We start from the raw sequence: 21,123 nt of genomic DNA, 5'->3' as shown, positions 1-21,123 counted from the left end.
TTTTTGCAACAATTATCGTCAAGCTGTTGGCCTAGAGACAAAAAAAGCGCCGCAGGCGAACAGTCTCGGCCCTTCCGGCGCTGCGTTGTTCTGAGCGCCCGAACAGCCTGTGGCGGCGGCGAGCCGCGCAAGGTTCTCTCTGAAGTCCGCAGGTGATGGCGAGATGCGGCCTACGGCCCGGTCGGGTCCTGCACCGCCCGCGAAGGGGTCTGCGCGGCCCTTGAGGACTCTGGGTCCTCGCCGCTGGTCCTTGCGCCTGACGATGCCTTTTCCAGCGCATTGAACTCCCTGGTCAAAGCCACGGCCGCCTGCAGATCGAACTTCTGCAACAGCCCCCAGACCAGGTCCATGTTCGGCTTCACCCGCTTCTCGCCGGCCAGATAGGCTCTGCCGTACCAGCGATAAGCCTCGGCATAGTCGCGGTCGACGGAGATACCCTGTGCATAGAGATAACCGAGAATCTCCATGGCCTGGGTATCGCGCCGTTTCAGGGCACGCTTCTTGATGAAGGCGACGTCCTTCAGTGACAGGTTTCCGGGATCAGCTGTATCCAGGAAGGTCAGCCAGGCCGCATCCTCGGCCGTGAGGGGCGGCCCCTGCTCCGCCGGCAGAGGCGCTTCGGAGGGGAGTTGTTGCTCCTCGGCACACCAGGAAGGCGGCCGGCGGGCATGGCTGCAAACGTAGATCCGCATCATCGTCGTGGCGCCGTGCCACAGGTCGTGCTCCCAGGGCGAGCCTGCCTGTTCGGCATTCTCCGCCACTTCCGCTGTCGCGGCGTGGGGAGTCAGCATCAGCGCCAGGACGATTACGGCGAGGATGGAACGCGCCATGTGAAAACGGCGATGGAGCCGTGCTGCTCGGGCGAACACGGCAGGCTTCCGTTCAGCAGGCGTTGGCCGCAGCGGGCCGATGTGCTTCCAGGGCTTCAGGCAGGACCGAGAGCACATCGTCGATCAACTGACCCTGAGCCAGCGGCTGCCAGGCGGCATCCAGGGCGTAGTACCAACCCTGGGCCTTGCCGAAAGCGCAGATCAGACATTGATGATCGTAATCGAGCAGGGCGACCACAAGCTCGCCCGCCTCGGTCTCCACCGGCACGCAAGCGCCGGCCAGACCGCGGTCGACCATTTCGCAGCCCCGGTTCAACAGGACGTGTATGTCTGCCCGCGTGAATTCTTGATGACCAATGGGCAATACCGACATGGACTTCTCCATCATTCGGACGATGCCATCAGCTTCCTTTGGAAATGTGACCATGAGGTAAATTTCGCCAGTTCTTCTGTAAACTGGCTAAGACATTGATCCTCAATAGTTAACAACGGATTACCAAACCCTGTTAACGAACGGGAGGCAGCCCTAAACGAAGCGTCCGAAACGATCGATCCAGACAGCCGGGCGCTGCCCGGCAAGGGACCGGTGAATCTGCTCTAACTGTTTCATGGTGATCGGATTCACATGTTTTGGCGCAACCACGAAGTGCTTCCGTCAAAACATGGTCGGATCTAGTCGCGGAAATTCTCGTACTGCAGCGGCTGCTCGATGCCCATGTCTTTCACCAGGGCGATGGCATCCTGCAGGTCGTCCCGTTTCTTGCCGGTGACGCGCAGGCTGTCGCCCTGGATGGAAACCTGAACCTTCAGCTTGCTCGACTTCAGTTCCTTCACGATCTTCTTGGCCAGCTCCTGCTCGATCCCCTGCTTGATGGTGACCACCTGCCGGATCGAATTGCCTGAGGCCTTTTCCGGCGTGCCCAGGTCGCAGGCGCCGGAATCCAGCTTCCGGCGCGTCATATAGGTGCTCAACAGGTCGTGCATCTGGCGCAGCTTCAGGTCGTCGTCGGCCAGGATGGTCAGAACGGCTTCCTTCCGCTCGATAGAGCAATTTGAGCCTTTGAAGTCGTATCGCTGATCGATCTCCCGGCGCATGCCGGCAAGGGCATTATCGACTTCATTGAGATCGGTTTCCGAGACAATATCAAACGACGGCATGCTCTGGGTCTCCTGTGGGGTGGCCCGCCGACGGCAGGGCCGATTCGCAAAAACCCATCATCTCTCACTTTGCCGATCCAGAGAAGGCGCCGCCGGGATACCCGCGGCACTTTGCTTCGGAAGGCCCACGAAGGCTCTCGCTGCCGCTCCCAAAGTATTCGTGAAGCCGAAGGTTATCTGATTTGGCGAATAAGGAGACACCACTTTCGCCAAAACATGAGCAAATTCCGGCCTCTAGCCGCGGCCGGCAGCGCGCATCCCGATCCACGGGCGGCCATTTCTTCGAGTGCCCCAAAATAACCACGCGGCGTTCTCCACCCAATACACGAGGGAATCCAATGATTTTTCAGGTTACCTTTCCTTTAGTGAATACTATTCGGGCCCGACTTAAATCGATTAGTATCTTGTTAATAACCTGCATCTTACGATTACGCAGTCTTGATGGAGGTAGTCTGGAGTTCCCATGAGCTCAAAGGTTGGCCCAGAGCATCTGCGTGATTTCGAGCGGCGCCGCTCGTTACGCTTCGTGCTGCCGCGTCAGGAAACGGTCACCTTGACCGCCGCGGGCGTGGAGTACCAAGGCATCCTGGAAGATGTGTCCATCGGCGGCGCCAAGCTGCGCTTCGCCGGGGGCATGCCGCCACCGGTCGACGTCAGCGTCGAGCATGACGAGGCGGGAGAGATCGAAGGCACCTGCATGTGGCATGACGGCGAATGCATGGGCATCGCCTTTTCGCTGACCGATGCCGCACTGAAGCTGATCTCCCACTGCCTGCGCCAGGGCATTCCAAACAACAGCGTCAGCGCCGCCTGATCAGGCCTGCGCCGTTCCTGTAAACTCTGGCAGTTCTCGAAGCCTTGGCGGGCTCCGCCAGACCCTGGCGGTCGACCTCAACGGCCCTCGCGTTTGACGATCTCCGTCACTTCGATGGCGATGCGGTCTTCGACCACGACCACCTCCCCCTTGGCAACGAGCTTATCGTTGATCCGCATCTCGATCTCGTCGCCCAAGCCGGTTTCAAGTTCGACCACCGCCCCGCGTCCCATGCGCAGAAGCTGGCTGACCGGCATCGAAGACTTGCCGAGAATCGCATAAGCCTCCAGGGAGACTTCATGAATTGAGGGGATCTTCTCCAGCGGAGGCCCATCCTCAGCGGCGGCATCTGCCGCGCCATCCTCTGCGTCTTCCTCGCCTTCCTCGGCCATGGCGGCCCATTCGGCCATCATGGCTTCCTGGTCTGCGTCGTCCGAACCGCCGTCTTCGCCGGCTTCTGCCGCGGCCGCCGAAGCCGCTTCATCAGCCTCTTCGGCTTTGTTTTCTTCTTCCACGTCAGGCATCGCTCATTCCATGCCGGTTGATCACGGGCGCGGCTCCGGGCCTGAGGGCAAGGGCGCTCCCATACTGCTCTCAGATATCTTTAACCATAATTGCTTAACGAATTGAGAGCAGAGCGCGATAAGACCGCAGCGACGCCTCCTCCACTGCCTATGGCGGATCTCAAAGCCCTATGGCAGGGTCGGCGGATGAGCCGTCAATCATCCCCGAGCCGCCGAAGTTCAGCGCGCCCTCGATCGCCTTTCATAGCGGCCGTGACGCTCCTCGCCGCCCTGATCGCCCCGACGGCGGAGGCGCAGGACAATGGTGCCGAGATATCGGGACGCGGACCGGCGGTGATCGATTCGGCCAGCCTCGACTTTGCCGGCCGGCAGGTTGGTCTCTACGGGCTCCAAGGGACCCCGGTCTCCCAGACCTGTGCGATCGGCAGCCAGGTCTGGGCCTGCGGCCAGGAGGCGCGCTGGGCAGCGCAGAACCGGGTCGGCAATCATTGGGTTGTCTGTGTGGAGCAGGAACAAGACAGCGCTGGGCGGCCCCTGGCGGTCTGCTACCTGGGCGGCGTCGGCGGACCCGAGTTGAATGCCTGGCTGGTGGAGCAGGGCTGGGCCCTTGCCCTGCGCAACGATGGCGCTGGCGATCCCGCCCCCTACCTGGCCCAGGAAGAAGCCGCCCGTACCGCCGGCCGGGGCCTCTGGCGCGGTCGTTAGGGCACCGAAAGGTTAATAGGGAAAATAATCAAAATCGGATAGGAAAAACATCTGGCGTAAAAATCACTGAAAATCTGGAGCATTAATAGTTAACAGCAGAATTTAACTTAAAATCAAAACGAAAAACCACGCTATACATTAAGTAGAATGGTTAATTATTTGCATTTCAATTGATTTTCTCCGGAACCGATGCTATATTCTTTTTACTGCTTTGCCAGTACTGGGTTCAATACGGCGTTAGCGACCTGCCGTGGGACCTACCTTTAAGCCACGATAATCCTCTCGGCCCCGGGTTTTCCCGGGGCCGCTTTTCTTTGAGCCGGTTTCAAACGATCAGATCTGAAGCCGGCCAATGTCCGGCGCTGTCCGAGAAAGGTCGGGATGACGGCCAAAGGCAGCCTCCAGCGCCAATCCCAGACGCAACAGATCCCGATCCCGTCCCTTGCGCCCGACGATCTGCAGGCCAAAGGGCAGGCCCTGGTCATCCAGCCCGCAGGGCAACACCAGGACGGGATGCCCCGAAAGTGTGAGGGCATAGGTGATCGCCAACCAGGAGATATAGGTGGCCAGGGCCTGACCTTCGATTTCCTTCGGAAACAACAGGGTCTTGTCGAAAGGCTGCACCGAGGCCGCGGGGCAGATCAGCAGATCATAGTCTTCCATGAAGGCCAGGAAGCGGTGGTAAAGCCGGGTTTGGGCTGTTTCCGCTTCGGCCACATCGGCGGCGGAAAACGTCAGACCCAGCTTCACATTGGCCGTGACGTTGGGGCCGACCAGATCCGGGGAGCGGGCGACCAGATCCTTCACATCCCCCAGGAAGCTGACAGCGCGCAAAACTTCGAAGCAACGGTCCACATCGCCGAGGTCAGGCGCCGTCTGCGTACAATCGACAATCCCCGCCAAGGTCCGGCAGCGCGCCTGGAACAGCCGGCGCACCGGGGTGCTGACCGGCACGCCACCCAGGTCCTCGGAGACCGCAACCCTGATACCCTCGAGCGGTGCCGCAGTGAGGCCCGCAAAACCGGCGCCGTCGCTTGGCCCGGAAAGCGGATCCCGCCGGTCTTCGCCGGCAATGGCGGACAGAAACAGCAGCAGGTCATCAAGGCTGCGCGCCATCGGCCCCTCGGTCCAGAGCGGCGACCAGCCGATCTTCTTGCGCACCATGGGCACCACGCCGGCGGTGGCGCGATAGCCGACAACCCCGCAATAAGCCGCCGGAATGCGCAGCGAGCCGCCGAGATCGGAACCGTTCGCCAGCGGCAGCATCCCCGTCGCCAGGGCGACCGTCGATCCGCCGGAAGAACCGCCACAGGTCAGCGCCGCGTCGTAGGGATTGGCCGTGACACCGTAGACCGCATTGGTGGTGTTGGCGCCGGCGCCGAACTCCGGCGTGTTTGTCTTGGCCGCGATGATCCCACCGGCTGAACGGATGCGCGCGACCAGGGCATCGTCGCGTACCGGAACATGCTCAGCAAAGGCGGAAGACCCGAAGGTTGTGCGCAGCTGCGCCGTCTCATTCAGATCCTTGATACCGACCGGTAGGCCAAGCAGCGGCGGTTCGGTCTCGCCCCGCAGGATCGCCGCTTCCGCTTGCCGCGCGGCGGCCTCTGCGGCTTCCCGATCTTCGGCGACGACGGCATTCACGGCCGGGTTTACCGCATCGATCCGGGCATGACAGGATGCCAGCAGTTCGACCGGTGAAATCTCCTTCGCCAGGAGCAGGCGGCGCAGCGCGACGGCGCTCTCATCGCAAAGAGAAGTCTCTGACGGCATGGGTCCCCCTTAGGCCGCTGCCCGTTCAGGCAAGTGTCGGATAGCCGAGGGAGACAGCCTGTGTTTCCATCGCCTCTATGACGGCATAATCGCCCAGCGGCCGCGTCACGACATCGGTGAGCAGGAGCGCCGCCCTGATGTCCGCAAGCGCAGGATCATCGAAGGCGCTGCGCAGACCGCCGCGCAGCCGCTGCAGATCCGCTTCCGGGATGTCGCGCCGCGTGATGAAGGGCAAGGCCGGCGCCGAAGCACTGACCACCAGACGGCGCAGCCCCACAGCCGCTTCCGGCTCCGCCTTGCACAGCAGGCCATAGGTGACGCAGTCCACCGCGCAGACGTCGGCGTCCCCTGAGGCGACCATCGCCATCGAGTTTCGGTGACTGCCGCTTTCCTCCACCGCAGCAAAGAAGCGCCCCTGCTTCGCAAGGGGCGCAATGGCGCTGCGGAGTACGTTGTAGCCGCTCTGCGATCCCGCCTCGTTGACGGCGGCACGCTTACCGCGCAGATCGGCGAGACCTTGAAAGTCCGCATCCCGGCGCACCAGGATCTCACTGTAGTAGGTACCGCCCGCGCAGCCTTCAAGGTCGTAGACCGGCGTCATCAGCAGGGTCACTTTTCCTTTGAGGCTGTGGGTCAGGGGATAGCCGCAGGTCTGGCTGAACAGCAGATCGGATGAAAGCCAGAGCGCTGCAGGCTCGTCGCTGCGCGCCAGACTGTCGGGCACATCCTTCAGTCCCTCGGCACGAAAGGCCGCAGCGAGGGCGGCCCACCAGGCATCGGTTTCCTTACGCAGAGCGGGCAGATCGTACATCGGCAGAGAAGCGGAAAGCATCAGTCCTCGCCGCGAGCCGCTTCGGCGCCCATCACATCGTCCGGCCAGTTATAGGCGTGGCTTTTCGCATGGCATTCGACGCCGTCGCCGATCTCGTAGAAGTCGCCCTTGTCCGCCACGTAGATGTGGTGATGCAGGCTGAGGCCACTGGGCTGATCCAGCGTCCCGGCGGAGACCGAAACGTAGCCGAGGCCATCGCAGTCCCAGAACAGGGAAGAACCGCAGTACCGGCAAAAGCCGCGCCGCACACCGGGCGAAGACTCGAACCAGGTAACGCCTTCCGGATTCTCGATTTCCAGGTCTCCGCGCCGCGCTGCGGAGAACGCCGCGAAGTTGCTGTAGGCCTTGCGGCACTGGACACAATGGCAGGCGATCACCGGGCGCAGCGGCCCCGTGACCCGGTAGCGTACGGCTTCACACAGACAGCTTCCGGCGCTGCCATTCCAGCTATCGTTTTTGTCAGCCGTCATCGTGCGGTCCCTTTTGCTTCGCGCTCCTCCAGCTCCTTCAGCAATCCGGTGAGGAGGCGGCTGACGTCGGGCGGCTGCACGACGGCGCCGCGGATAAGGTTGTCAAAGTGCTGGGTCAGCGCACGGATGTGTTCGGTGGAATTGAAGACGAAGTACATGTTGCCGATGTAGGCCGCCGCTCTTGTCGGCCCGAAGATCGTGACCGGTGCCGAGTAATGCTTCAGCCCGTCGAAGAGGAACCAGCGGAAGGTCGGATAGAGTTCGTCCAGCAGCGCGATCATCCAGGAGAGCTGCAGCTTGCGGTCGGCGAGCGGCAAGGTCGACCAGATACCCTGGCCGCGCGCAAACATCTCCAGCGACTGAAGCGAGGAACAGGCCTCCAGATCGGTTTCCGGGCGGCGGCTGTACGCCAGCCGCGCCTCCGCCTGCTCCATGCGAAAGGCCGGCATCTCGCTGCCCTGCTGACGATACTCGAAACGGATCACCTCCTCGCCCTTCAGCAGGTCGGGCAGGGTCGAAGGCACATAGCGGATCTTGTAGCCCACCGCCTCGGCCCGCCAGCGCGCCAGCCGCTCGTCCGCAAAGGTGGACGTGGAGCCCCGGGCGATCTCCGGCGCCTCGCTCAGAATGTTGGTTCCGACCTTTTCTTCCTGAACCAGGCCAAGCAGCCAATCGGTCGATACCTGTTCGTGCTCGGCAATGGAGGCGATGGTCTCGGCCCGCGGCAAGCGGTCGTTCCCGTCGGTCAGCAACTGCGAGAGGGTCGAACGGTCGAGGCCCGATTTGCGGGCGAACGCCGAACGGCTGAGCCCGGAACGCTCGATGACCTCGGTCAGGCGTTCGCGAAAGATTTCAACGGTTTGTCGACGATCCATTAAGCTTTCCGTGATTTTTCACCATTTTGGTGATATTACAAACATATTAGAGCGTAAATGCGGCATTTGTAAACATTGCAGATAAGAAACTGCGAAAAGTGCGCAGTCCCGCATTTCACCCCCTACTCCCTTTTGAGAGAATGGCTCTGGTCGTCATTCATCGGGGGATGAAGCAACTTGAGTAGTCGTTTTGTAGAGGGGCAGAAGTCTGCCCGCTTGCCTGAAAAGGTCGAAGTTCCGACACTGGCCGTCGCCTTGATCATCTACGGCGCCTTCGGTGTCGTTACTTGGTTTCATGCCGATCTTGGCTGGTGGATCCTGTTGCCGGTCGGGACCTTTCTTGTCGCCTGGCACGGATCGCTGCAGCACGAGGTGGTGCACGGCCATCCGACGCCTTGGGCCTGGCTCAACGAGGCGCTGGTGCTGCCGAGCCTCTGGCTTTGGATTCCCTTCCGCCTCTACCGCGAAAGCCATCTCGCCCACCACAACGACGACAGCCTGACCGATCCGTTGGACGATCCGGAATCCTTCTATGTCACGACCGAGGCCTGGCAGGCCGCCGGCCCCCTCACCCGCGGCTTCCTGATTGCCCAGAACAGCCTCGCCGGCCGCCTGTTGCTGGGCCCGCTGCGCTGCCTCTGGCTGTTCTACCGCGGCGAAGGCAAGCGCCTGATGAGAGGCGATAGCTCTCATGCCAAAGCCTGGGCGCTCCACGCGCTGGGCGTCGCCCTGGTTTTGATCTGGGTGCTGGCCGTCTGCGATCTGCCGCTCTGGCAGTACCTGCTACTGTTCGTCTATCCCGGCATCGGGCTGAGCCTGCTGCGCTCCTTCCTGGAACACCGCGCCGTACCCGTGCCCGCCGAACGCTCTGCCATCGTCGAGGCCGATCCCGTGATGTCGCTGCTGTTCCTCAACAACAATCTGCACATCGTCCATCATGCCAAGCCGGGCCTGCCCTGGTACCGCATCCCGGCGCTGTACCGAAAAAACCGCGCCGTCTTCCAGGCCGCCAACGGCGGTTACGTCTTCTCCGGCTACGGCGAGATCTTTCGGCGCTATCTCTTCCGCGCCAAGGAAGCGCCGGTGCATCCGGGGGCTAACGCACAGCTTGCGGCGGAATAGTCTCAGAAGGGCAAATCCCTTCTAAGCCGCCGCAGCCGCCTTCACCAGCCGCCGTTCGCGGTAGAAGGTGTAGATGCCCATGCCGACGACGATGAGGCTGCCGGTGATGGTCCAGGCGTCGGGGACCTCGCCGAACAGCACGAGGCCCAGGACGATGGCCCAGATGAGCACCGAATAGCGGAAGGGCGACACGAAGCTCACCTCCCCTACCCGCATGGTCATCACCGCGAAGAGATAGGCGAAGAAAAGAAAACCGGCGGCGCCGGCAAGCAGCAGCAGGGAGCCGCCGCTGACCGGCTGCCAGGGCACCGTCAATGACAGGACACCGCCGACCGCGGTAATGGCGATGGACGACGTGAGTGCGACGAAAGCGGAGGGAATGCCGGGCGAGAGACGCCGGGTCGAGAGGTCGCGCAGGACGATGAAACCGACCGCCGCGACAGCCCAGAGTGCATAGGCGTTGAAGCCCTCGCCGCCCGGGCGCACGATGATCAGCACGCCGATGAAGCCGACGCAGATGGCGGTGTAGCGCCGCCAGCCCACCTTCTCCCCCAGGAAGAGGGCCGCCGCCAGGGTCACTGCCAGCGGCAGGGCCTGGAGGATCGCCGTGGCATTGGCGATGGGCATGTTAAACAGCGCCGTCAGGAAACAGAGCGTGCCGCCGACCTCCCCCACCGCGCGCAGGACCATCACCCCGGTGTCGTGGCGCGACGGCAGATAGAACAGACCGCCGCGGTACCAGGCCATCGCCCCCACCAACAGCGTGGCGAAGATGCCGCGCAGGAAAATGATCTGATAGAGATCGAGATCCGCCGAGACCAGTTTGATGGTCGCGTCGTTCAGCGCAAAGCCCGCCATGGAGATGGACATGAAAAGGGCGCCGCGGAAGTTGTCTGACGAATCGCTCATGGCCGGGGAGACTAACCGACCACAGGGGCAGACAGCTATGCTGCTTCTGCACCCCCCTCCGCCGTGCGGCGCGCGACGAAGGCGTCGAGTTCCTCTTTCACCGCCGGATCGAGCGCCGGCGGCGTGAAGTCTTCCAGGACCGATTTGTAAAGACGGTTGGCGCGCTGGGTCGCGGTTTCGCTGCCGGCGTCCTGCCAGTTCTCAAAGTTGCGCCAGTCCGAGATGATCGGGTCGTAGAAGGCGGTCTCGTAGCGTTCCAGGGTATGGGCGGCGCCGAAGAAGTGGCCGCCGGGCCCGACTTCGCGGATCGCCTCCAGGCCGATGGCATCCTCGCTGACTTCCAGAGGCCTTATGAACTCGGCCATCATCTGCAGCATCTCCGCATCCAGCACGAACTTCTCGAAGGAGGCGCAGAGCCCCCCTTCCAGCCAGCCGGCGCCGTGCATCATGAAGTTGGCATGGCCCATCACCGCCCCCCAGATCGACATCTGGGATTCGTAGGCCGCCTGGGCGTCGACGCAGTTGGCCGCATTGGCGTTGGAGGAACGGTAGGGCACGCCGATGTGCCGGGCGAGTTGCCCGCCGGCCAGGGCGGCGCGGCTGTATTCCGGCGTGCCGAAAGCGGGCGCGCCCGATTTCATGTCGACGTTGGAGGTGAAGCCGCCGTAGATCACCGGTGCGCCGGGATTGACCATCTGTGCGAAAGCCATGCCCGCCATGGCTTCGGCATGCTGCTGGGCCAGGGCGCCGGCCACCGTCGCCGGGCTCATGGCGCCGGACAGCGTGAACGGCGTGATGATGACCACTTGGTTGCGCCGCGCCATCTCGATGACGCCCTCGATCATCGGTCCGTCGAGGCGCAGCGGCGAGGAGGTGTTGACGATGGTGAAGAGGCAGGGCTTGGCCGCCAGTTCCGATTCCGTCATGCCGTGGCCGATACGCACGATCTCGAGGCCATCGAGGATGCGCGTGCGGCCGAGGGAGTAGGCATGGAAGGCCTTGTCGGTCAGGGTCACGCAATCGCGCAGCGCATCAAGATGCCGGGTCGAGGGATGCAGGTCGACTGGTTCCACCGGATAACCGGCAACAAAATGAATGATGTTGAAAGCTTGGGTCAGGCGCAGGAAGTTCTTGTAGTCGCGGTAGTTCCCGGGACGCCGCCCGCCGTCGGTGTCGGAAGAATTGGGGGCCGATCCGACGCAACCGAAGACGATGTTGCGATCACCGATCTTCAGGTTATGAGCGGGATTGCGCGCATGCAGGGTGAAGCTGGACGGGGCGGAAGCCAGCGCTTCCTTCACGAGGCCGCGGTCCATGTAAACGCGCTCGCTACCCGGTTCCACGCGGGCGCCGGCCTTGGCCAGGATCTCCAGCGCCTCGGGATGAAGGAAGTCCATCCCGACCTCTTCCAGAATGCGGAAAGCGGTGTCGGTAATCATCTCGACCTGGTCGTCGCGCAAGACCTTGATCGGATCGTAGGGGTTTTCCAGCGCCCGCCAATCAAGCTGCTTCAGGCCGGACGACGGCCTGCGTACCCCCTGCCCGCGCCGGCCGCCGCGGCGCCCTGCATCCCGTGCCATGCTACCTCCCCGGCCTTCGTGACGAGGCCGTTACAAATTGCGATCAGGCAAGGAAATCCGCGGCCCCAAGGCGATGTCGCACCAGGATTATCGGGGGCCGCAGCGCTCTCGCTGCCTTCCTTTCAAATTGTCTATACAAGCGCGGAATGTCTCGTGTATAGACGACAGGTGGTGTCGTTTCCGGCCTAAACGCGCAGGGTTCAGGCGATTAATCATCGCCCCGGCGGCACCCGAAAAGGGTCGGATCGATTCCGCCCGGCGCAGACGGGAAGGCAGACGCGGTCTTCCTAGCGGGCCAGACGGTCAAGGTGGGCGCCAGGGGGGAACGATCCGTCGATCAGACCTGACAAGGACACCACCATGACCGTACTTCCGGATTCAAAAACCTATGTCATCGCCGGGGCCGGCGTTCACGGCCTCTCTACCGCCTGGCACCTGGCCAAGGAACTCGAAGCCCGCGGCAAGGGCTCGGGCAAGGACATCGTCGTACTCGACAAAACGGCGCCCGGCGCCGGGGCCACCGGCATCGCCTGCGGCTGCGTGCGCAACTTCTATATGACCGAAGCGCTGCATCCGATCCTGCGCCACTCCGTCGATGTCTGGATGGAAGATCCGGTGCGCTTCGGCTTTCAGCAGGTCGGCTACATCTCCGTCGGCGAAGAAAACCAGATCGCCGATTACGAACGCATGACCAAGAGCCAGAACGCCGCCGACTACCGTTCCGACGTTTATGTCGGCAAGGAGGCAAAGTCTTTCCTGAAAGGCTACTGGCCGGACTTCAATACCGAGAACGTCGGCGTCGTGCTCCATGAAAAACCTTCGGGCTACGCCGGTACGCGGCAGGCCGTCGCCGGCCTTGCCGAGAAGTGCGCCCAACACGGCGTCGAGATTCTCTCCGGCGTTGAGGTGACCGGCTACGACGTCACCAACGGCCGCATTTCCAAACTGCACACCAACCAGGGCGACATCGCCTGCGAAGTGGCGGTGCTCTGCTACGGCGCCTGGATCGGCAAGCATTGGGAAATGCTCGGCAAGCCCGATACCATCGAGGCCAAGTATCCCGACGGCGGCGCCAACAGCCTGGACATGTGGACCTATTGGCGGCTTCTGGAAGGCGAGGTTTATGTCGACGAGCCCTACCGCGACAACCGCGACCTCGATCCGCCGGTCCTCCATGTCGAGATGATGAACACCCCGGTGCTGAACGAAGAGACCGGTGCGGAGATTTCCGACCATCTCTACGTCTACTGGAAAAACGGCGCGGAGCGTATGGAGCGTGCCGGCGTGCAGGGCGGCACCATCCCCATCAAGATCGGGCCCAAGGCAAAGCTCGATCCCTATGGCTGGGACAACGAGGAATACCAGGCCGACGACTGGTTCGCCGACTACCTGACCGCCTCTATGGGCTATCTCATGCCGCGCTTCAAAAACCACCGGAAAAACTTCAAGGACCGGCCCAACGGCGGCATCGGCGCCTTCACGCCGGACAACGTGCCGATCTTCGACTGGATCATGCCCAACGCCTACATGATCGCCGATTCAAACCACGGCTTCAAAATGACCGGCGTCGGCAAGCTGGTGGCAAAGATCCTGGCCGGCGACAACCGGGTGGCAGAGCTGGAGCCCTTCGCCTTCTCGCGCTTTGCCCAAGGTCGCACCTTCGGCGCCTCCAACAGCCACTGCCCCTGGGTCTAGGGTCGGCCGCAGCGATCCCCCCTCACCCTCCCTCTCCCACCAGGGGAGAGGGAGGGGGAACCGCTGCGCGCCACCTTGCAATCGGAACTCCAGAAAGCTGCTGCTCCCAGCGCTCAAAGCACCGGTTCTTGTTTCCTATTCGGCCGCTGAGGGCTGCGCCGCGAAGTTCTGATCTTCATAGCGGTCGTGGTGGCGCACCCAGTCCATGATGGTCTTCTCGTTGCGCCCCTTGGGCACCATGTCGAGAAGATTGAAGGCGCCGATGAAGCTCTCCACGCCGCGGGCATAGGTGGAGTAGCTGTGGAAGATGCCGCCCGTCTCGTCTCTGCAGAACACGGAGACGCCTTGCCGCTCCTCCATGTCGCCCTGCGCGGTCCGGTAGTTGTAGACGGCCTCGCCGCGGTCGAGCGCCTCCGGCTTGAACGACACATTGAAGTCAAAGTTAAAGTCGTTGGCGAGTGACGAGACCCAGGGGAAACCCCAGCCCAGGCGTCGCCTGAAGGCCTCGATCCTGGCGATCGGCGCGCGCGCAACGGCGGCGAAGGAAAGCCCGGCCTGGGCGAGATGCGGGCGGGCGCCGTCAATGTGATCGGCCATGAGGGAACAACTGGGGCAGCCCTCCTCCCAATCCGGTCCGAACATAAAGTGCTGGATCATGAGCTGGCCGCGGCCGTCGAAAAGGTCGGCCAGCGTGACCGGCCCTTGCGGTCCTTCGAAGACGTAGTTCTCTTCAACCTTGACCCAAGGCAGGGCACGGCGCGCCTCCAGCAAAACGTCGCGCTGCCGCGTGAAGGCCTTTTCCGCTTCCAGATGCGCCTTGCGGGCCTCCAGCCATTCGCTGCGGGATACGGTTTGATGTGCCATGATATGATCTCCTTTGTCACCTGTGCCGTCACAAGCCACCGACGTAGTCGGTGAGCCGATCCAACGACTCACCCCAGCCCTCGCCGTGTGAATCCCGCGCGCTCACGGTATCGAAACGCGCCTGATGCAGGGTGAGCAACGTCTTGTCGCCCTGGCTCTCCAGGGTTACCGTTACCTGGGTTTCCGGCCCCGCACAGTCTTCCGCCTCGTCGACCCATCGCCAGGAAAACGACAGGCGTTGTGGCGGAACAATTTCGCGATAAACACCCTGCAGAGTGTGATCTTTTCCATTGGCGCCGCGCATGGTGAAGCGGAAGGCGCCGCCCGGGCGAAAGTCCATCTGACAGGACGGCAGGGTGAAGCCCTTCGGTCCCCACCAGCGGGCCAGGTGCTCCGGCTGGCTCCAGACCTTGAAAACCAGTTCGCGCGGCGCCTCCAATCTGCGGGTGATGGACAGTACAAAGTCGTCGGCCAGCGTGTCGGCAGTTTGTGGTGTCATGGAATCAGCCCTCCTTCGATTGTCGATGCAGAAAGGCGGCGAGGTTTCCCAAGCCCTCCCGCCAGCCCGGTTCCATCGCGTCGGCGAAAACAGCCGCCGCCGGATCGTGGAGCTTCTCGACCGCGGACTCGACGATCAACAGTGTCCCGCCATCGCGTTCCCGAAAGGTCACCGAAGTGACGGCATCGAAGATCGGCCGGCCGGCCTCGTCCAGGATTGAGCTGGCATAGGCGAGGCGTTGCGGTATGACGATGTCCCGATAGGTGTTGTGCCAGCGAAAAACCCTGCCATCGGATGACCGCATGGCGACGCCGAAAACACCGCCCACCCGGAAATCGACCGCGCAGGAAACGACCGTGAAGCCGGCCGGACAGAACCAGTTGGAGAGCTGCTCGGCATTTGTCCAGGCATCGAAGACACGTTTGCACGGTGCATCGAAGTTGCGGGTAAAGGTCAGCACGGCGCTTGACGCATCGTCGGACTGCCGGCTCTCGGCGCGCTTGGTCATCATCGCTTCCTTTTGGGGGCCACTGCGGGCTTTTCATCACCAGGCGCGGCAGTCTGTAATTCCTTCAGATAGGCATCCAGGTTATCGAGGCTGTCCTCCCAGAAGCGGCGGTAGGTCTCCAGCCAGTCGACGGCCTCCTTCATCGGCTCCGCCTCCAGGCGGCAGGGCCGCCACTGGGCTTCGCGCCCGCGGCCGATCAGCCCGGCACGCTCCAGCACCTTCAGATGCTTGGAGACTGCCGGCATGCTCATGTCGAAAGGCTCGGCCAGTTCGCTCACCGTCGCCGCGCCTGAGGAGAGCCGCGCCAGGATCGCCCGGCGGGTCGGGTCCGCCAAGGCGGCGAAGGTCATGCTGAGGGCATCTGAAGGCATGGTAAACTAAACCATCTTGTTAAATAACTGATCAGTTAAATACAGACCATAGGTATGTCCGTCAAGGCACTTCCTGTTTAAGCGATCGGCAAAGAGCGAAATCAGGCGTGACAGGGCCCCCTCACCCTCCCGCTGACGCGGGCCCCTCCCTCTCCCTCAAGGGGCTATGGGATTCACACATTTTCGATGTTTGTTGCGAGTGCGAATCCGGTGAGTTGTGCTGCGAGGGTTTGCCAACCGGTTTTCATGGTCTTTGGTCCGGGCGGTTTGTAGTAGCAGTTCCATCCGCCGAGGCGGGCGCAGACCCAGGCGAGGAACGCGAGGCTGTCGGCTGGATGCGGATTTTTCTGGCGCTCGGTGTTGCCTTCGAGCGTCTTGGAGATCGCCTGGAGTGCGGGCAGAAAGCCGGCGTCGAGGGCGTCCGTCGCCGGTCGGCGCGAGCCGTCGCGGGCATCGACCAGTTGCATGATGCGGGCCGCCGCGCCGAGCGCCATGGCGGCGAACTTCATCAGCCGCCCGGCATCGTGCATCTGGGTTTCGTCGAAGCGCAGGCCGTCGCTCTTGCAGGTTCGGAACAGCTGCTCGATGCGCCAGCGCAGGCGGTAGAGCTGAACCGCACGCTGCGGCGCGATGTCCGCCGACGACAGCAGACGCCAGTGCAGCGCCGCCTTGCCCGCCGGCGGATCGGGCTCGCGCGCTTCGACGACGGTCATCTCGACCATCTCTGCGGCATGCGCCTTCTTCAGCCTCGAGGGGCGGACGATCCGCACACGGCGTGCCCGCAGTTCCACCGTGGCCTCGCGGCCCTTGTCGCCCGGCCCACGCGGGCCGACCTTCACGACAGACCGGCCTTGCGCAGGTTCCGCCGCCAGTGCCTCGAACAGGCGGCGGCCATCCGCCCCGTCTGCTTCGTTCTCCCCGTCCGCCAAGCCACGGTCGTGGCGCGCCCGCACCACAAGCTCCACGCCCTCGGGCTTGCCGGCAAACAGCGTGTAGACGTCGCTTTCCCGGTCGGCCACCACGGTTACGCTGGCGGCGCCGGCCAAACCCTCGCCGGCGCAGCGCGCCCCGGACAGCCAGCGACCGCTCTCCTTGTCCGAAGGCGCACGCCGCCGACGATCGCCCGCCTTGACCGGCGGCCGGGTCCAGATCTCGGCCCCCACAAGGCCAAGCACCGCCTCGTCCTCGGCGTCCACCGCAAGCAGCGGGTGCAGGAAAAAGGCCGGGCTCGTGCCATCCGCCCCGCATCCAAAACCCCGGCGGTTGGCCGCGCGGTTCTTGAAGTTGATCTCGCTCGTATCCTGGATGCAGATCACATGCCGACCCGCGCACACCGCCGCCGTCCGGGCCGCAAGGCCGGACAGGATCGCCGCAACGCTGGAATGCGGCGAAGACAAAAACCGGTGGCACGCCATCTCACCAGCCCGGTCACCACCAACCTTGCGCAATACGCAACTGCCGCTCGACACCAACTGGTCCATCATCCATTCCGACCGACCCGCAACACGCACGTCTCCAAACCCAGCCATCCAGATCCCCCAAAAAAACCTGGATTGCTTGAATCACATCATCGCCTCAAAGAGAAGCAATTCCGTGAATGCCGTAGCCCTCAAGGGGAGAGGGAACTACTGCCGGCCCCTTATCTGATTCCCCCTCTCCCCTGGTGGGAGAGGGTTGCGCAGCCTTAACGGATCAAAGATCGCGTTTAGGCGAAGCTGGGTGAGGGGGAAGCGGTGTGCGCCGCCTTCGCTGTATCGCTCGCCTTTTGCCTAAGACAACAAAGTCCGCAGCACCGCGCGGTAGTCTTCCAGCACCTTGCGCTCGTCCCTGTGCGACCCTTCGCAGACCACCCAGTCGCCGCCGACCATGACGTCGCGCACCGGGTTGCGGTTGCCGGCGAAGATCATCGCGTCGAGCAGGCGTTCGACCGGCATCTCCGAGAGGGCCGGCACCGCCGGATCGAGGACCACAAGGTCGGCGCGCCTGCCCACCTGCAACGCACCGATGGGACGGCCGAGGGCCTGCGCGCCACCGGCCAAGGCGTCGCTGTAGAGACGATGACCGAGGGAGGCATCGGCACCCTCCCCGGCCAGCACGTTGCGCTTGCGCCTGGCCAGCCGCTCGCCGTATTCGAACCAGCGTAGCTCTTCGACCGGGCTGACCGAGATGTGGCTGTCGGAGCCGATGCCCCAGGCCCCGCCGGCTGCAAGGAAGTCCACCGCCGGGAAGAGCCCGTCGCCGAGATTGGCCTCCGTCGTCGGGCAAAGGCCGGCGACCGCGCCGGAAGCAGCCAGCCCCTTCGTCTCGGCTTCGCTCATATGGGTCGCGTGGATCAGACACCAGCGGCGGTCCGGGGCGTGATTCTCCAGCAGCCATTCGACCGGCCGCCTGCCGGACCAGGCCAGACAGTCCTCCACCTCCTTCACCTGCTCGGCGATATGGAGATGGATCGGCGCCGCCGGATCGAGGCCGGTGAGCCCGGCTACCACTTCATCCAAAGTCTCAAGCGTGACTGCACGCAGGGAATGGGGGGCGAGGCCGATCCGCACTTGGGGATCATCTTCATGTGAATCCTTAAGCACCTCAACGATACGCAGCAAATGGTTGGGATCATTCAGAAAACGCCGTTGCCCTTCACCCGTTTTCTGAGCGCCGAAGCCGCCGTAGCCATAGAGCACCGGCAGCTGGGTGATACCGATACCGGTCGTCCCTGCCGCCGCGATGGTTCGCCGCGACATCTCTGCGATATCGTCGTAAGGGCTGCCGTCAGGGCCATGATGCAGATAGTGAAACTCGCCCACCGCCGTATAGCCGGCTTTCAGCATCTCGACATAAAGCTGGGCGGCGATGGCCTGAACCTGTTCCGGCGTCAGAGCGCCGACGAAGCGGTACATCACCTCCCGCCAGGTCCAGAAGGAGTCGTCGCCCGAACTGCCCGGCGCGACATGTTCGGCCAGGCCCGCCATGGCCCGCTGGAACGCATGGCTGTGCAGGTTCGGCATGCCCGGCAGCACCGCCCCGGCCAGACGCGTGGCGTCGGCCACCGCAGCCCCTCGCGTTATCTGATCCAGGTTCCCGTCTGCATCAACCTCAAGCCGTACATTCTCCGCCCAGCCGTCGGGAAGCAGGGCGTTTGCTGCGAAAAGCGTTTGGCGGGTCATCATGTCCTGCTATGAAAAAAGCGATTGGCGGCGCTTGCGTGATGAGAGAGGCAAGCGTAAGTCAGGCAGGTTGTATATACAACTGATGCGGTGTCTTCGCGCCGTAAGTCGTTGTCGCCGTCAACTGGGGAAGCAGCAGCCTATGTGGGATCATCTCTGGACCGGCGCCCGTCTCGCCACCATGACGCTTGGCGACGCGGCAAACGGCAGCCCGCCTTACGGGGCGATTGAGGGCGCGGCGCTCGCCGTGGCCGGGGGCGAGATCGTCTGGCTCGGCCCCGAGGCCGAGATGCCCGGCGCAGCTGAGAATTTGGCCAAGGCGGTGCATCCCTGCGATGGCCGCTGGATCACGCCGGGACTGATCGACTGTCACACCCATATGGTCTACGGCGGCGACCGCGCGCGGGAATTCGAGCTGCGCCTGGAGGGTGCCTCCTATGAAGAAATCGCCCGCGCCGGCGGCGGCATCCGCTCCACCGTCGCCCAAACCCGCAAGGCCGACGAAGATGATCTCTATGCCGCCGCCCTGCCCCGACTGCGGGCCTTCCTTGCCGAGGGGGTGACCACCATCGAGATCAAGTCCGGCTACGGCCTGGCGCTGGAACACGAACTGAAGATGCTGCGGGTCGCCCGGCGGCTCGGCGACAATCATCCGGTAACGGTGAAGACCACCTTCCTCGGCGCCCACGCCCTGCCGCCGGAATTCGACAACCGGCCGGAAGACTACATCGACGCCGTCATCGCCATGATGCCTGAGGTCGCGGCCTCGGGCCTCGCCGACGCGGTGGACGCTTTTTGCGAGCGTATCGCCTTTTACCCCGAACAGGTGGCGCGGGTCTTCGAGGCCGCCCGGGCCGCCGGCCTGCCGGTAAAGCTGCACTCCGACCAGCTTTCCGACCTGCACGGCGCGGCGCTGGCGGCCCGCTTCGGCGCCCTTTCCGCCGACCATCTGGAATACACCAGCGTCGAGGGCGTGCGCGCCATGGCGGCCAGTGGCGCCGTCGCGGTGCTGCTGCCCGGCGCCTTCTACTTTCTGCGCGAAACCCAGCTCCCGCCGCTGGCAGCCTTTCGCGAGGCGGGTGTGCCCATCGCTCTTGCCAGCGACTGCAATCCCGGCTCCTCGCCCGTCACCTCCCTGCTGCTGATGCTGAACATGGCCTGCACCCTGTTCCGCATGACCCCGGAAGAAGCGCTGGCCGGGATCACCCGCAACGGCGCGCGGGCCCTGGGGATGGGGGCGAGCCATGGCACGCTGGAGGTCGGCAAAGCCGCCGATCTGGTGCTCTGGGACATCGACCATCCGGCGCAGCTCGCCTACGCCGTCGGTTTCAACCCCTGTCATCAGGTGATGAAGGACGGGAAGATCGTGAAGGGTGGCTAGCGCGGGCTGATTGTGCCGCTGCGCGAAACGCAGCATTCCCCCTCACCCTCCCGCTTCGCGGGCCCCTCCCTCTCCCACCAGGGGAGAGGGTCTATCAACAGGCGCCTTGTTTGTTTCTCCCTCTCCCCTTGTGGGAGAGGGTCGGGGTGAGGGGGAACCCGATCCGCCTGTTAGGCGTCGACCTCCATCTCCGCCCAGGCCAGCATGGTCTGGACGAGGCCGGCGAGCACCGGGCGCACCCCGGCCGCCAGGTCTTCGCGAAAGTCGAAGGGCGGTGCCTCGTCCATGTAGGTGGCCCAGGAAAGCTCAAGCTGCACCGCATGGATCCCGGCGTCGGGTTTGCCGTAGTGGCGGGTGATGTAGCCGCCCTTGAAGCGGCCGTTGGCGGCGTGGCTGTAGCCGACGGCCTCCGCCTCTCTCGCCACGGCGCGGAGAATGTCCAGCAGGTCCCCCGCCGCCGATGCGCCGTCAGCGGTGCCCAGGTTGAGATCCGGCAGGCGGCCCTCGAAGAAGCGCGGCACGTGGCTGCAGATCGAATGGGCATCCCAGAGCAGCGCGATGCCGTGCTTTGATTTCATCGCCGCCAATTCGTCGGCGACGCGGTCATGGTAGGGCTGCCAATAGAAGGCCTGCCGCTCGGCGATCTCGGCTTCCGTCGGCGCCTCGCCCTCGCGATAGATGGGCCGGCGGTCGAAGGTGGTGGTCGGACAGAGTTCCGTATTGTCGGCCCCTGCATAGAGCGCGGCCCCGTCCGGTGCGCGGTTCAGGTCGGCGACATAGCGCGAGTGGCTCGCCCGGATGACCGAGACATCGAGATCGCCGAGAAAATCATAGAGGCGCGGGATATGCCAGTCGGTGTCCGGCACCGCCAGGCCGGCTTCCGTCATCCGCGCCGCCATCTCGGCCGGGATATGGGTGCCGCTGTGGGGCATGGAAACCAGCAGCGGCAAAGAGCCTGAAGAGAAATCGAAGAGGTCCAAGAGGATTCCTTGAAGATAGGTCGTAGAGGTGGTTTCCGATCGCGGGCCCAGTTCGCCCGGCTGGCCAGTGGC

General features: G+C 63.6%; 22 protein-coding genes. 5 read left to right on the top strand and 17 right to left on the bottom strand.

Going from position 1 to position 21,123, the window contains the following annotated elements; genetic code table 11:
• Positions 1-170: 170 nt before the first annotated feature.
• The 3 genes from ACP146_RS07490 to ACP146_RS07480 all read right to left on the bottom strand — a co-directional run bounded on the left by ACP146_RS07490 (position 171) and on the right by ACP146_RS07480 (position 1,988).
• The gene (locus tag ACP146_RS07490) at positions 171-869 is read right to left on the bottom strand and encodes a hypothetical protein (RefSeq protein WP_422366147.1); all 699 of its coding nucleotides are present in this window, start codon (positions 867-869) and stop codon (positions 171-173) included.
• 13 nt (positions 870-882) lie between these two features.
• Positions 883-1,203 (bottom strand): hypothetical protein, encoded by a 321-nt coding sequence (locus ACP146_RS07485; RefSeq protein ID WP_422366146.1) that lies wholly within the window; start codon positions 1,201-1,203, stop codon positions 883-885.
• A 299-nt stretch (positions 1,204-1,502) separates the two neighbouring features.
• The gene (locus ACP146_RS07480; RefSeq protein ID WP_422366145.1) at positions 1,503-1,988 is read right to left on the bottom strand and encodes a YajQ family cyclic di-GMP-binding protein; all 486 of its coding nucleotides are present in this window, start codon (positions 1,986-1,988) and stop codon (positions 1,503-1,505) included.
• Positions 1,989-2,451: 463 nt separating this feature from the next.
• Here ACP146_RS07480 and ACP146_RS07475 point away from each other — a divergent pair, with 463 nt between their 5' ends.
• The gene (locus ACP146_RS07475) at positions 2,452-2,802 is read left to right on the top strand and encodes a PilZ domain-containing protein (RefSeq protein ID WP_422366144.1); all 351 of its coding nucleotides are present in this window, start codon (positions 2,452-2,454) and stop codon (positions 2,800-2,802) included.
• A gap of 77 nt (positions 2,803-2,879) precedes the next feature.
• Here the strand turns inward: ACP146_RS07475 and ACP146_RS07470 are convergent, their stop codons facing one another.
• Positions 2,880-3,326, bottom strand: a complete 447-nt coding sequence (locus tag ACP146_RS07470) for a FliM/FliN family flagellar motor switch protein (RefSeq protein ID WP_422366143.1) — start codon at positions 3,324-3,326, stop codon at positions 2,880-2,882.
• 252 nt (positions 3,327-3,578) lie between these two features.
• On the opposite strand from ACP146_RS07470, the gene ACP146_RS07465 reads away from it, so the two are divergent.
• Positions 3,579-4,031, top strand: coding sequence for a thermonuclease family protein (locus tag ACP146_RS07465; protein ID WP_422366142.1), 453 nt, complete (start codon positions 3,579-3,581; stop codon positions 4,029-4,031).
• 333 nt (positions 4,032-4,364) lie between these two features.
• Here ACP146_RS07465 and ACP146_RS07460 read toward each other — a convergent pair whose 3' ends face one another.
• Genes ACP146_RS07460 through ACP146_RS07445 form a run of 4 tightly spaced genes read right to left on the bottom strand, consistent with a single transcriptional unit; the run spans position 4,365 to position 7,981 of the window.
• On the bottom strand, positions 4,365-5,804 hold the full coding sequence (locus ACP146_RS07460; protein ID WP_422366141.1) for an amidase: 1,440 nt from the start codon (positions 5,802-5,804) through the stop codon (positions 4,365-4,367).
• Positions 5,805-5,829: 25 nt separating this feature from the next.
• Positions 5,830-6,636: a phosphate/phosphite/phosphonate ABC transporter substrate-binding protein gene (locus ACP146_RS07455; protein ID WP_422366140.1), complete on the bottom strand. Its 807-nt coding sequence runs from the start codon at positions 6,634-6,636 to the stop codon at positions 5,830-5,832.
• Positions 6,636-7,106, bottom strand: coding sequence for a GFA family protein (locus tag ACP146_RS07450; RefSeq protein ID WP_422366139.1), 471 nt, complete (start codon positions 7,104-7,106; stop codon positions 6,636-6,638). The genes ACP146_RS07455 and ACP146_RS07450 overlap by 1 nt, the downstream gene beginning before the upstream one ends.
• Entirely contained in the window at positions 7,103-7,981 is an 879-nt protein-coding gene (locus ACP146_RS07445; protein ID WP_422366138.1) for a helix-turn-helix domain-containing protein, read from the bottom strand. The genes ACP146_RS07450 and ACP146_RS07445 overlap by 4 nt, the downstream gene beginning before the upstream one ends.
• A 216-nt stretch (positions 7,982-8,197) precedes the next feature.
• Between ACP146_RS07445 and ACP146_RS07440 the strand changes: the two genes are divergently transcribed.
• On the top strand, positions 8,198-9,103 hold the full coding sequence (locus ACP146_RS07440) for a fatty acid desaturase (RefSeq protein WP_422366137.1): 906 nt from the start codon (positions 8,198-8,200) through the stop codon (positions 9,101-9,103).
• 21 nt (positions 9,104-9,124) lie between these two features.
• On the opposite strand, the gene ACP146_RS07435 is transcribed toward ACP146_RS07440, so the two are convergent.
• Both ACP146_RS07435 and ACP146_RS07430 read right to left on the bottom strand, forming a co-directional pair.
• Entirely contained in the window at positions 9,125-10,012 is an 888-nt protein-coding gene (locus ACP146_RS07435; protein WP_422366136.1) for a DMT family transporter, read from the bottom strand.
• A 35-nt stretch (positions 10,013-10,047) separates the two neighbouring features.
• Positions 10,048-11,592, bottom strand: coding sequence for a trimethylamine methyltransferase family protein (locus ACP146_RS07430; protein ID WP_422366135.1), 1,545 nt, complete (start codon positions 11,590-11,592; stop codon positions 10,048-10,050).
• Positions 11,593-11,952: 360 nt separating this feature from the next.
• On the opposite strand from ACP146_RS07430, the gene ACP146_RS07425 reads away from it, so the two are divergent.
• Entirely contained in the window at positions 11,953-13,287 is a 1,335-nt protein-coding gene (locus tag ACP146_RS07425) for an NAD(P)/FAD-dependent oxidoreductase (protein ID WP_422366134.1), read from the top strand.
• Positions 13,288-13,422: 135 nt separating this feature from the next.
• Here ACP146_RS07425 and ACP146_RS07420 read toward each other — a convergent pair whose 3' ends face one another.
• The 6 genes from ACP146_RS07420 to ACP146_RS07395 form a co-directional block, all read right to left on the bottom strand.
• Entirely contained in the window at positions 13,423-14,151 is a 729-nt protein-coding gene (locus tag ACP146_RS07420) for a DUF899 domain-containing protein (protein WP_422366133.1), read from the bottom strand.
• A gap of 28 nt (positions 14,152-14,179) precedes the next feature.
• Positions 14,180-14,650 carry an SRPBCC family protein gene (locus ACP146_RS07415; RefSeq protein WP_422366132.1) on the bottom strand — a complete coding sequence of 157 codons (471 nt, stop codon included), beginning with the start codon at positions 14,648-14,650 and terminating at the stop codon, positions 14,180-14,182.
• A 4-nt stretch (positions 14,651-14,654) separates the two neighbouring features.
• On the bottom strand, positions 14,655-15,161 hold the full coding sequence (locus ACP146_RS07410; RefSeq protein ID WP_425032388.1) for an SRPBCC family protein: 507 nt from the start codon (positions 15,159-15,161) through the stop codon (positions 14,655-14,657).
• Positions 15,158-15,529 carry an ArsR/SmtB family transcription factor gene (locus tag ACP146_RS07405; RefSeq protein WP_422366130.1) on the bottom strand — a complete coding sequence of 124 codons (372 nt, stop codon included), beginning with the start codon at positions 15,527-15,529 and terminating at the stop codon, positions 15,158-15,160. The genes ACP146_RS07410 and ACP146_RS07405 overlap by 4 nt, the downstream gene beginning before the upstream one ends.
• 173 nt (positions 15,530-15,702) lie before the next feature.
• On the bottom strand, positions 15,703-17,058 hold the full coding sequence (locus tag ACP146_RS07400; RefSeq protein ID WP_422364713.1) for an IS4 family transposase: 1,356 nt from the start codon (positions 17,056-17,058) through the stop codon (positions 15,703-15,705).
• A gap of 240 nt (positions 17,059-17,298) precedes the next feature.
• Positions 17,299-18,690 carry a formimidoylglutamate deiminase gene (locus tag ACP146_RS07395; RefSeq protein WP_422366129.1) on the bottom strand — a complete coding sequence of 464 codons (1,392 nt, stop codon included), beginning with the start codon at positions 18,688-18,690 and terminating at the stop codon, positions 17,299-17,301.
• A 142-nt stretch (positions 18,691-18,832) separates the two neighbouring features.
• Between ACP146_RS07395 and hutI the strand changes: the two genes are divergently transcribed.
• Positions 18,833-20,071, top strand: coding sequence for an imidazolonepropionase (gene hutI, locus ACP146_RS07390; RefSeq protein ID WP_422366128.1), 1,239 nt, complete (start codon positions 18,833-18,835; stop codon positions 20,069-20,071).
• 170 nt (positions 20,072-20,241) lie between these two features.
• On the opposite strand, the gene hutG is transcribed toward hutI, so the two are convergent.
• A complete protein-coding gene (hutG, locus tag ACP146_RS07385) occupies positions 20,242-21,051 on the bottom strand; it encodes an N-formylglutamate deformylase (RefSeq protein ID WP_422366127.1) in 810 nt (269 codons plus the stop codon).
• Positions 21,052-21,123 lie beyond the last annotated feature (72 nt).

The sequence above is a fragment of the Pelagibius sp. genome (assembly GCF_965249265.1).
GTDB lineage: Bacteria > Pseudomonadota > Alphaproteobacteria > Kiloniellales > Kiloniellaceae > Pelagibius.
Note: the sequence above shows the minus strand (reverse complement) of the source record. Positions and strands in the feature narration are given on the sequence as shown.

What these genes read in the sequence shown, in the direction of transcription:
- ACP146_RS07485 (WP_422366146.1), bottom strand. Translation starts at nt 1,203, where the DNA reads ATGTCGGTATTGCCCATTGGTCATCAAGAATTCACGCGGGCAGACATA.
- ACP146_RS07480 (WP_422366145.1), bottom strand. Translation starts at nt 1,988, where the DNA reads ATGCCGTCGTTTGATATTGTCTCGGAAACCGATCTCAATGAAGTCGAT.
- ACP146_RS07475 (WP_422366144.1), top strand. Translation starts at nt 2,452, where the DNA reads ATGAGCTCAAAGGTTGGCCCAGAGCATCTGCGTGATTTCGAGCGGCGC.
- ACP146_RS07470 (WP_422366143.1), bottom strand. Translation starts at nt 3,326, where the DNA reads ATGCCTGACGTGGAAGAAGAAAACAAAGCCGAAGAGGCTGATGAAGCG.
- ACP146_RS07460 (WP_422366141.1), bottom strand. Translation starts at nt 5,804, where the DNA reads ATGCCGTCAGAGACTTCTCTTTGCGATGAGAGCGCCGTCGCGCTGCGC.
- ACP146_RS07455 (WP_422366140.1), bottom strand. Translation starts at nt 6,636, where the DNA reads ATGCTTTCCGCTTCTCTGCCGATGTACGATCTGCCCGCTCTGCGTAAG.
- ACP146_RS07450 (WP_422366139.1), bottom strand. Translation starts at nt 7,106, where the DNA reads ATGACGGCTGACAAAAACGATAGCTGGAATGGCAGCGCCGGAAGCTGT.
- ACP146_RS07445 (WP_422366138.1), bottom strand. Translation starts at nt 7,981, where the DNA reads ATGGATCGTCGACAAACCGTTGAAATCTTTCGCGAACGCCTGACCGAG.
- ACP146_RS07435 (WP_422366136.1), bottom strand. Translation starts at nt 10,012, where the DNA reads ATGAGCGATTCGTCAGACAACTTCCGCGGCGCCCTTTTCATGTCCATC.
- ACP146_RS07430 (WP_422366135.1), bottom strand. Translation starts at nt 11,592, where the DNA reads ATGGCACGGGATGCAGGGCGCCGCGGCGGCCGGCGCGGGCAGGGGGTA.
- ACP146_RS07425 (WP_422366134.1), top strand. Translation starts at nt 11,953, where the DNA reads ATGACCGTACTTCCGGATTCAAAAACCTATGTCATCGCCGGGGCCGGC.
- ACP146_RS07420 (WP_422366133.1), bottom strand. Translation starts at nt 14,151, where the DNA reads ATGGCACATCAAACCGTATCCCGCAGCGAATGGCTGGAGGCCCGCAAG.
- ACP146_RS07415 (WP_422366132.1), bottom strand. Translation starts at nt 14,650, where the DNA reads ATGACACCACAAACTGCCGACACGCTGGCCGACGACTTTGTACTGTCC.
- ACP146_RS07410 (WP_425032388.1), bottom strand. Translation starts at nt 15,161, where the DNA reads ATGATGACCAAGCGCGCCGAGAGCCGGCAGTCCGACGATGCGTCAAGC.
- ACP146_RS07405 (WP_422366130.1), bottom strand. Translation starts at nt 15,529, where the DNA reads ATGCCTTCAGATGCCCTCAGCATGACCTTCGCCGCCTTGGCGGACCCG.
- ACP146_RS07400 (WP_422364713.1), bottom strand. Translation starts at nt 17,058, where the DNA reads ATGGCTGGGTTTGGAGACGTGCGTGTTGCGGGTCGGTCGGAATGGATG.
- ACP146_RS07395 (WP_422366129.1), bottom strand. Translation starts at nt 18,690, where the DNA reads ATGACCCGCCAAACGCTTTTCGCAGCAAACGCCCTGCTTCCCGACGGC.
- hutI (WP_422366128.1), top strand. Translation starts at nt 18,833, where the DNA reads ATGTGGGATCATCTCTGGACCGGCGCCCGTCTCGCCACCATGACGCTT.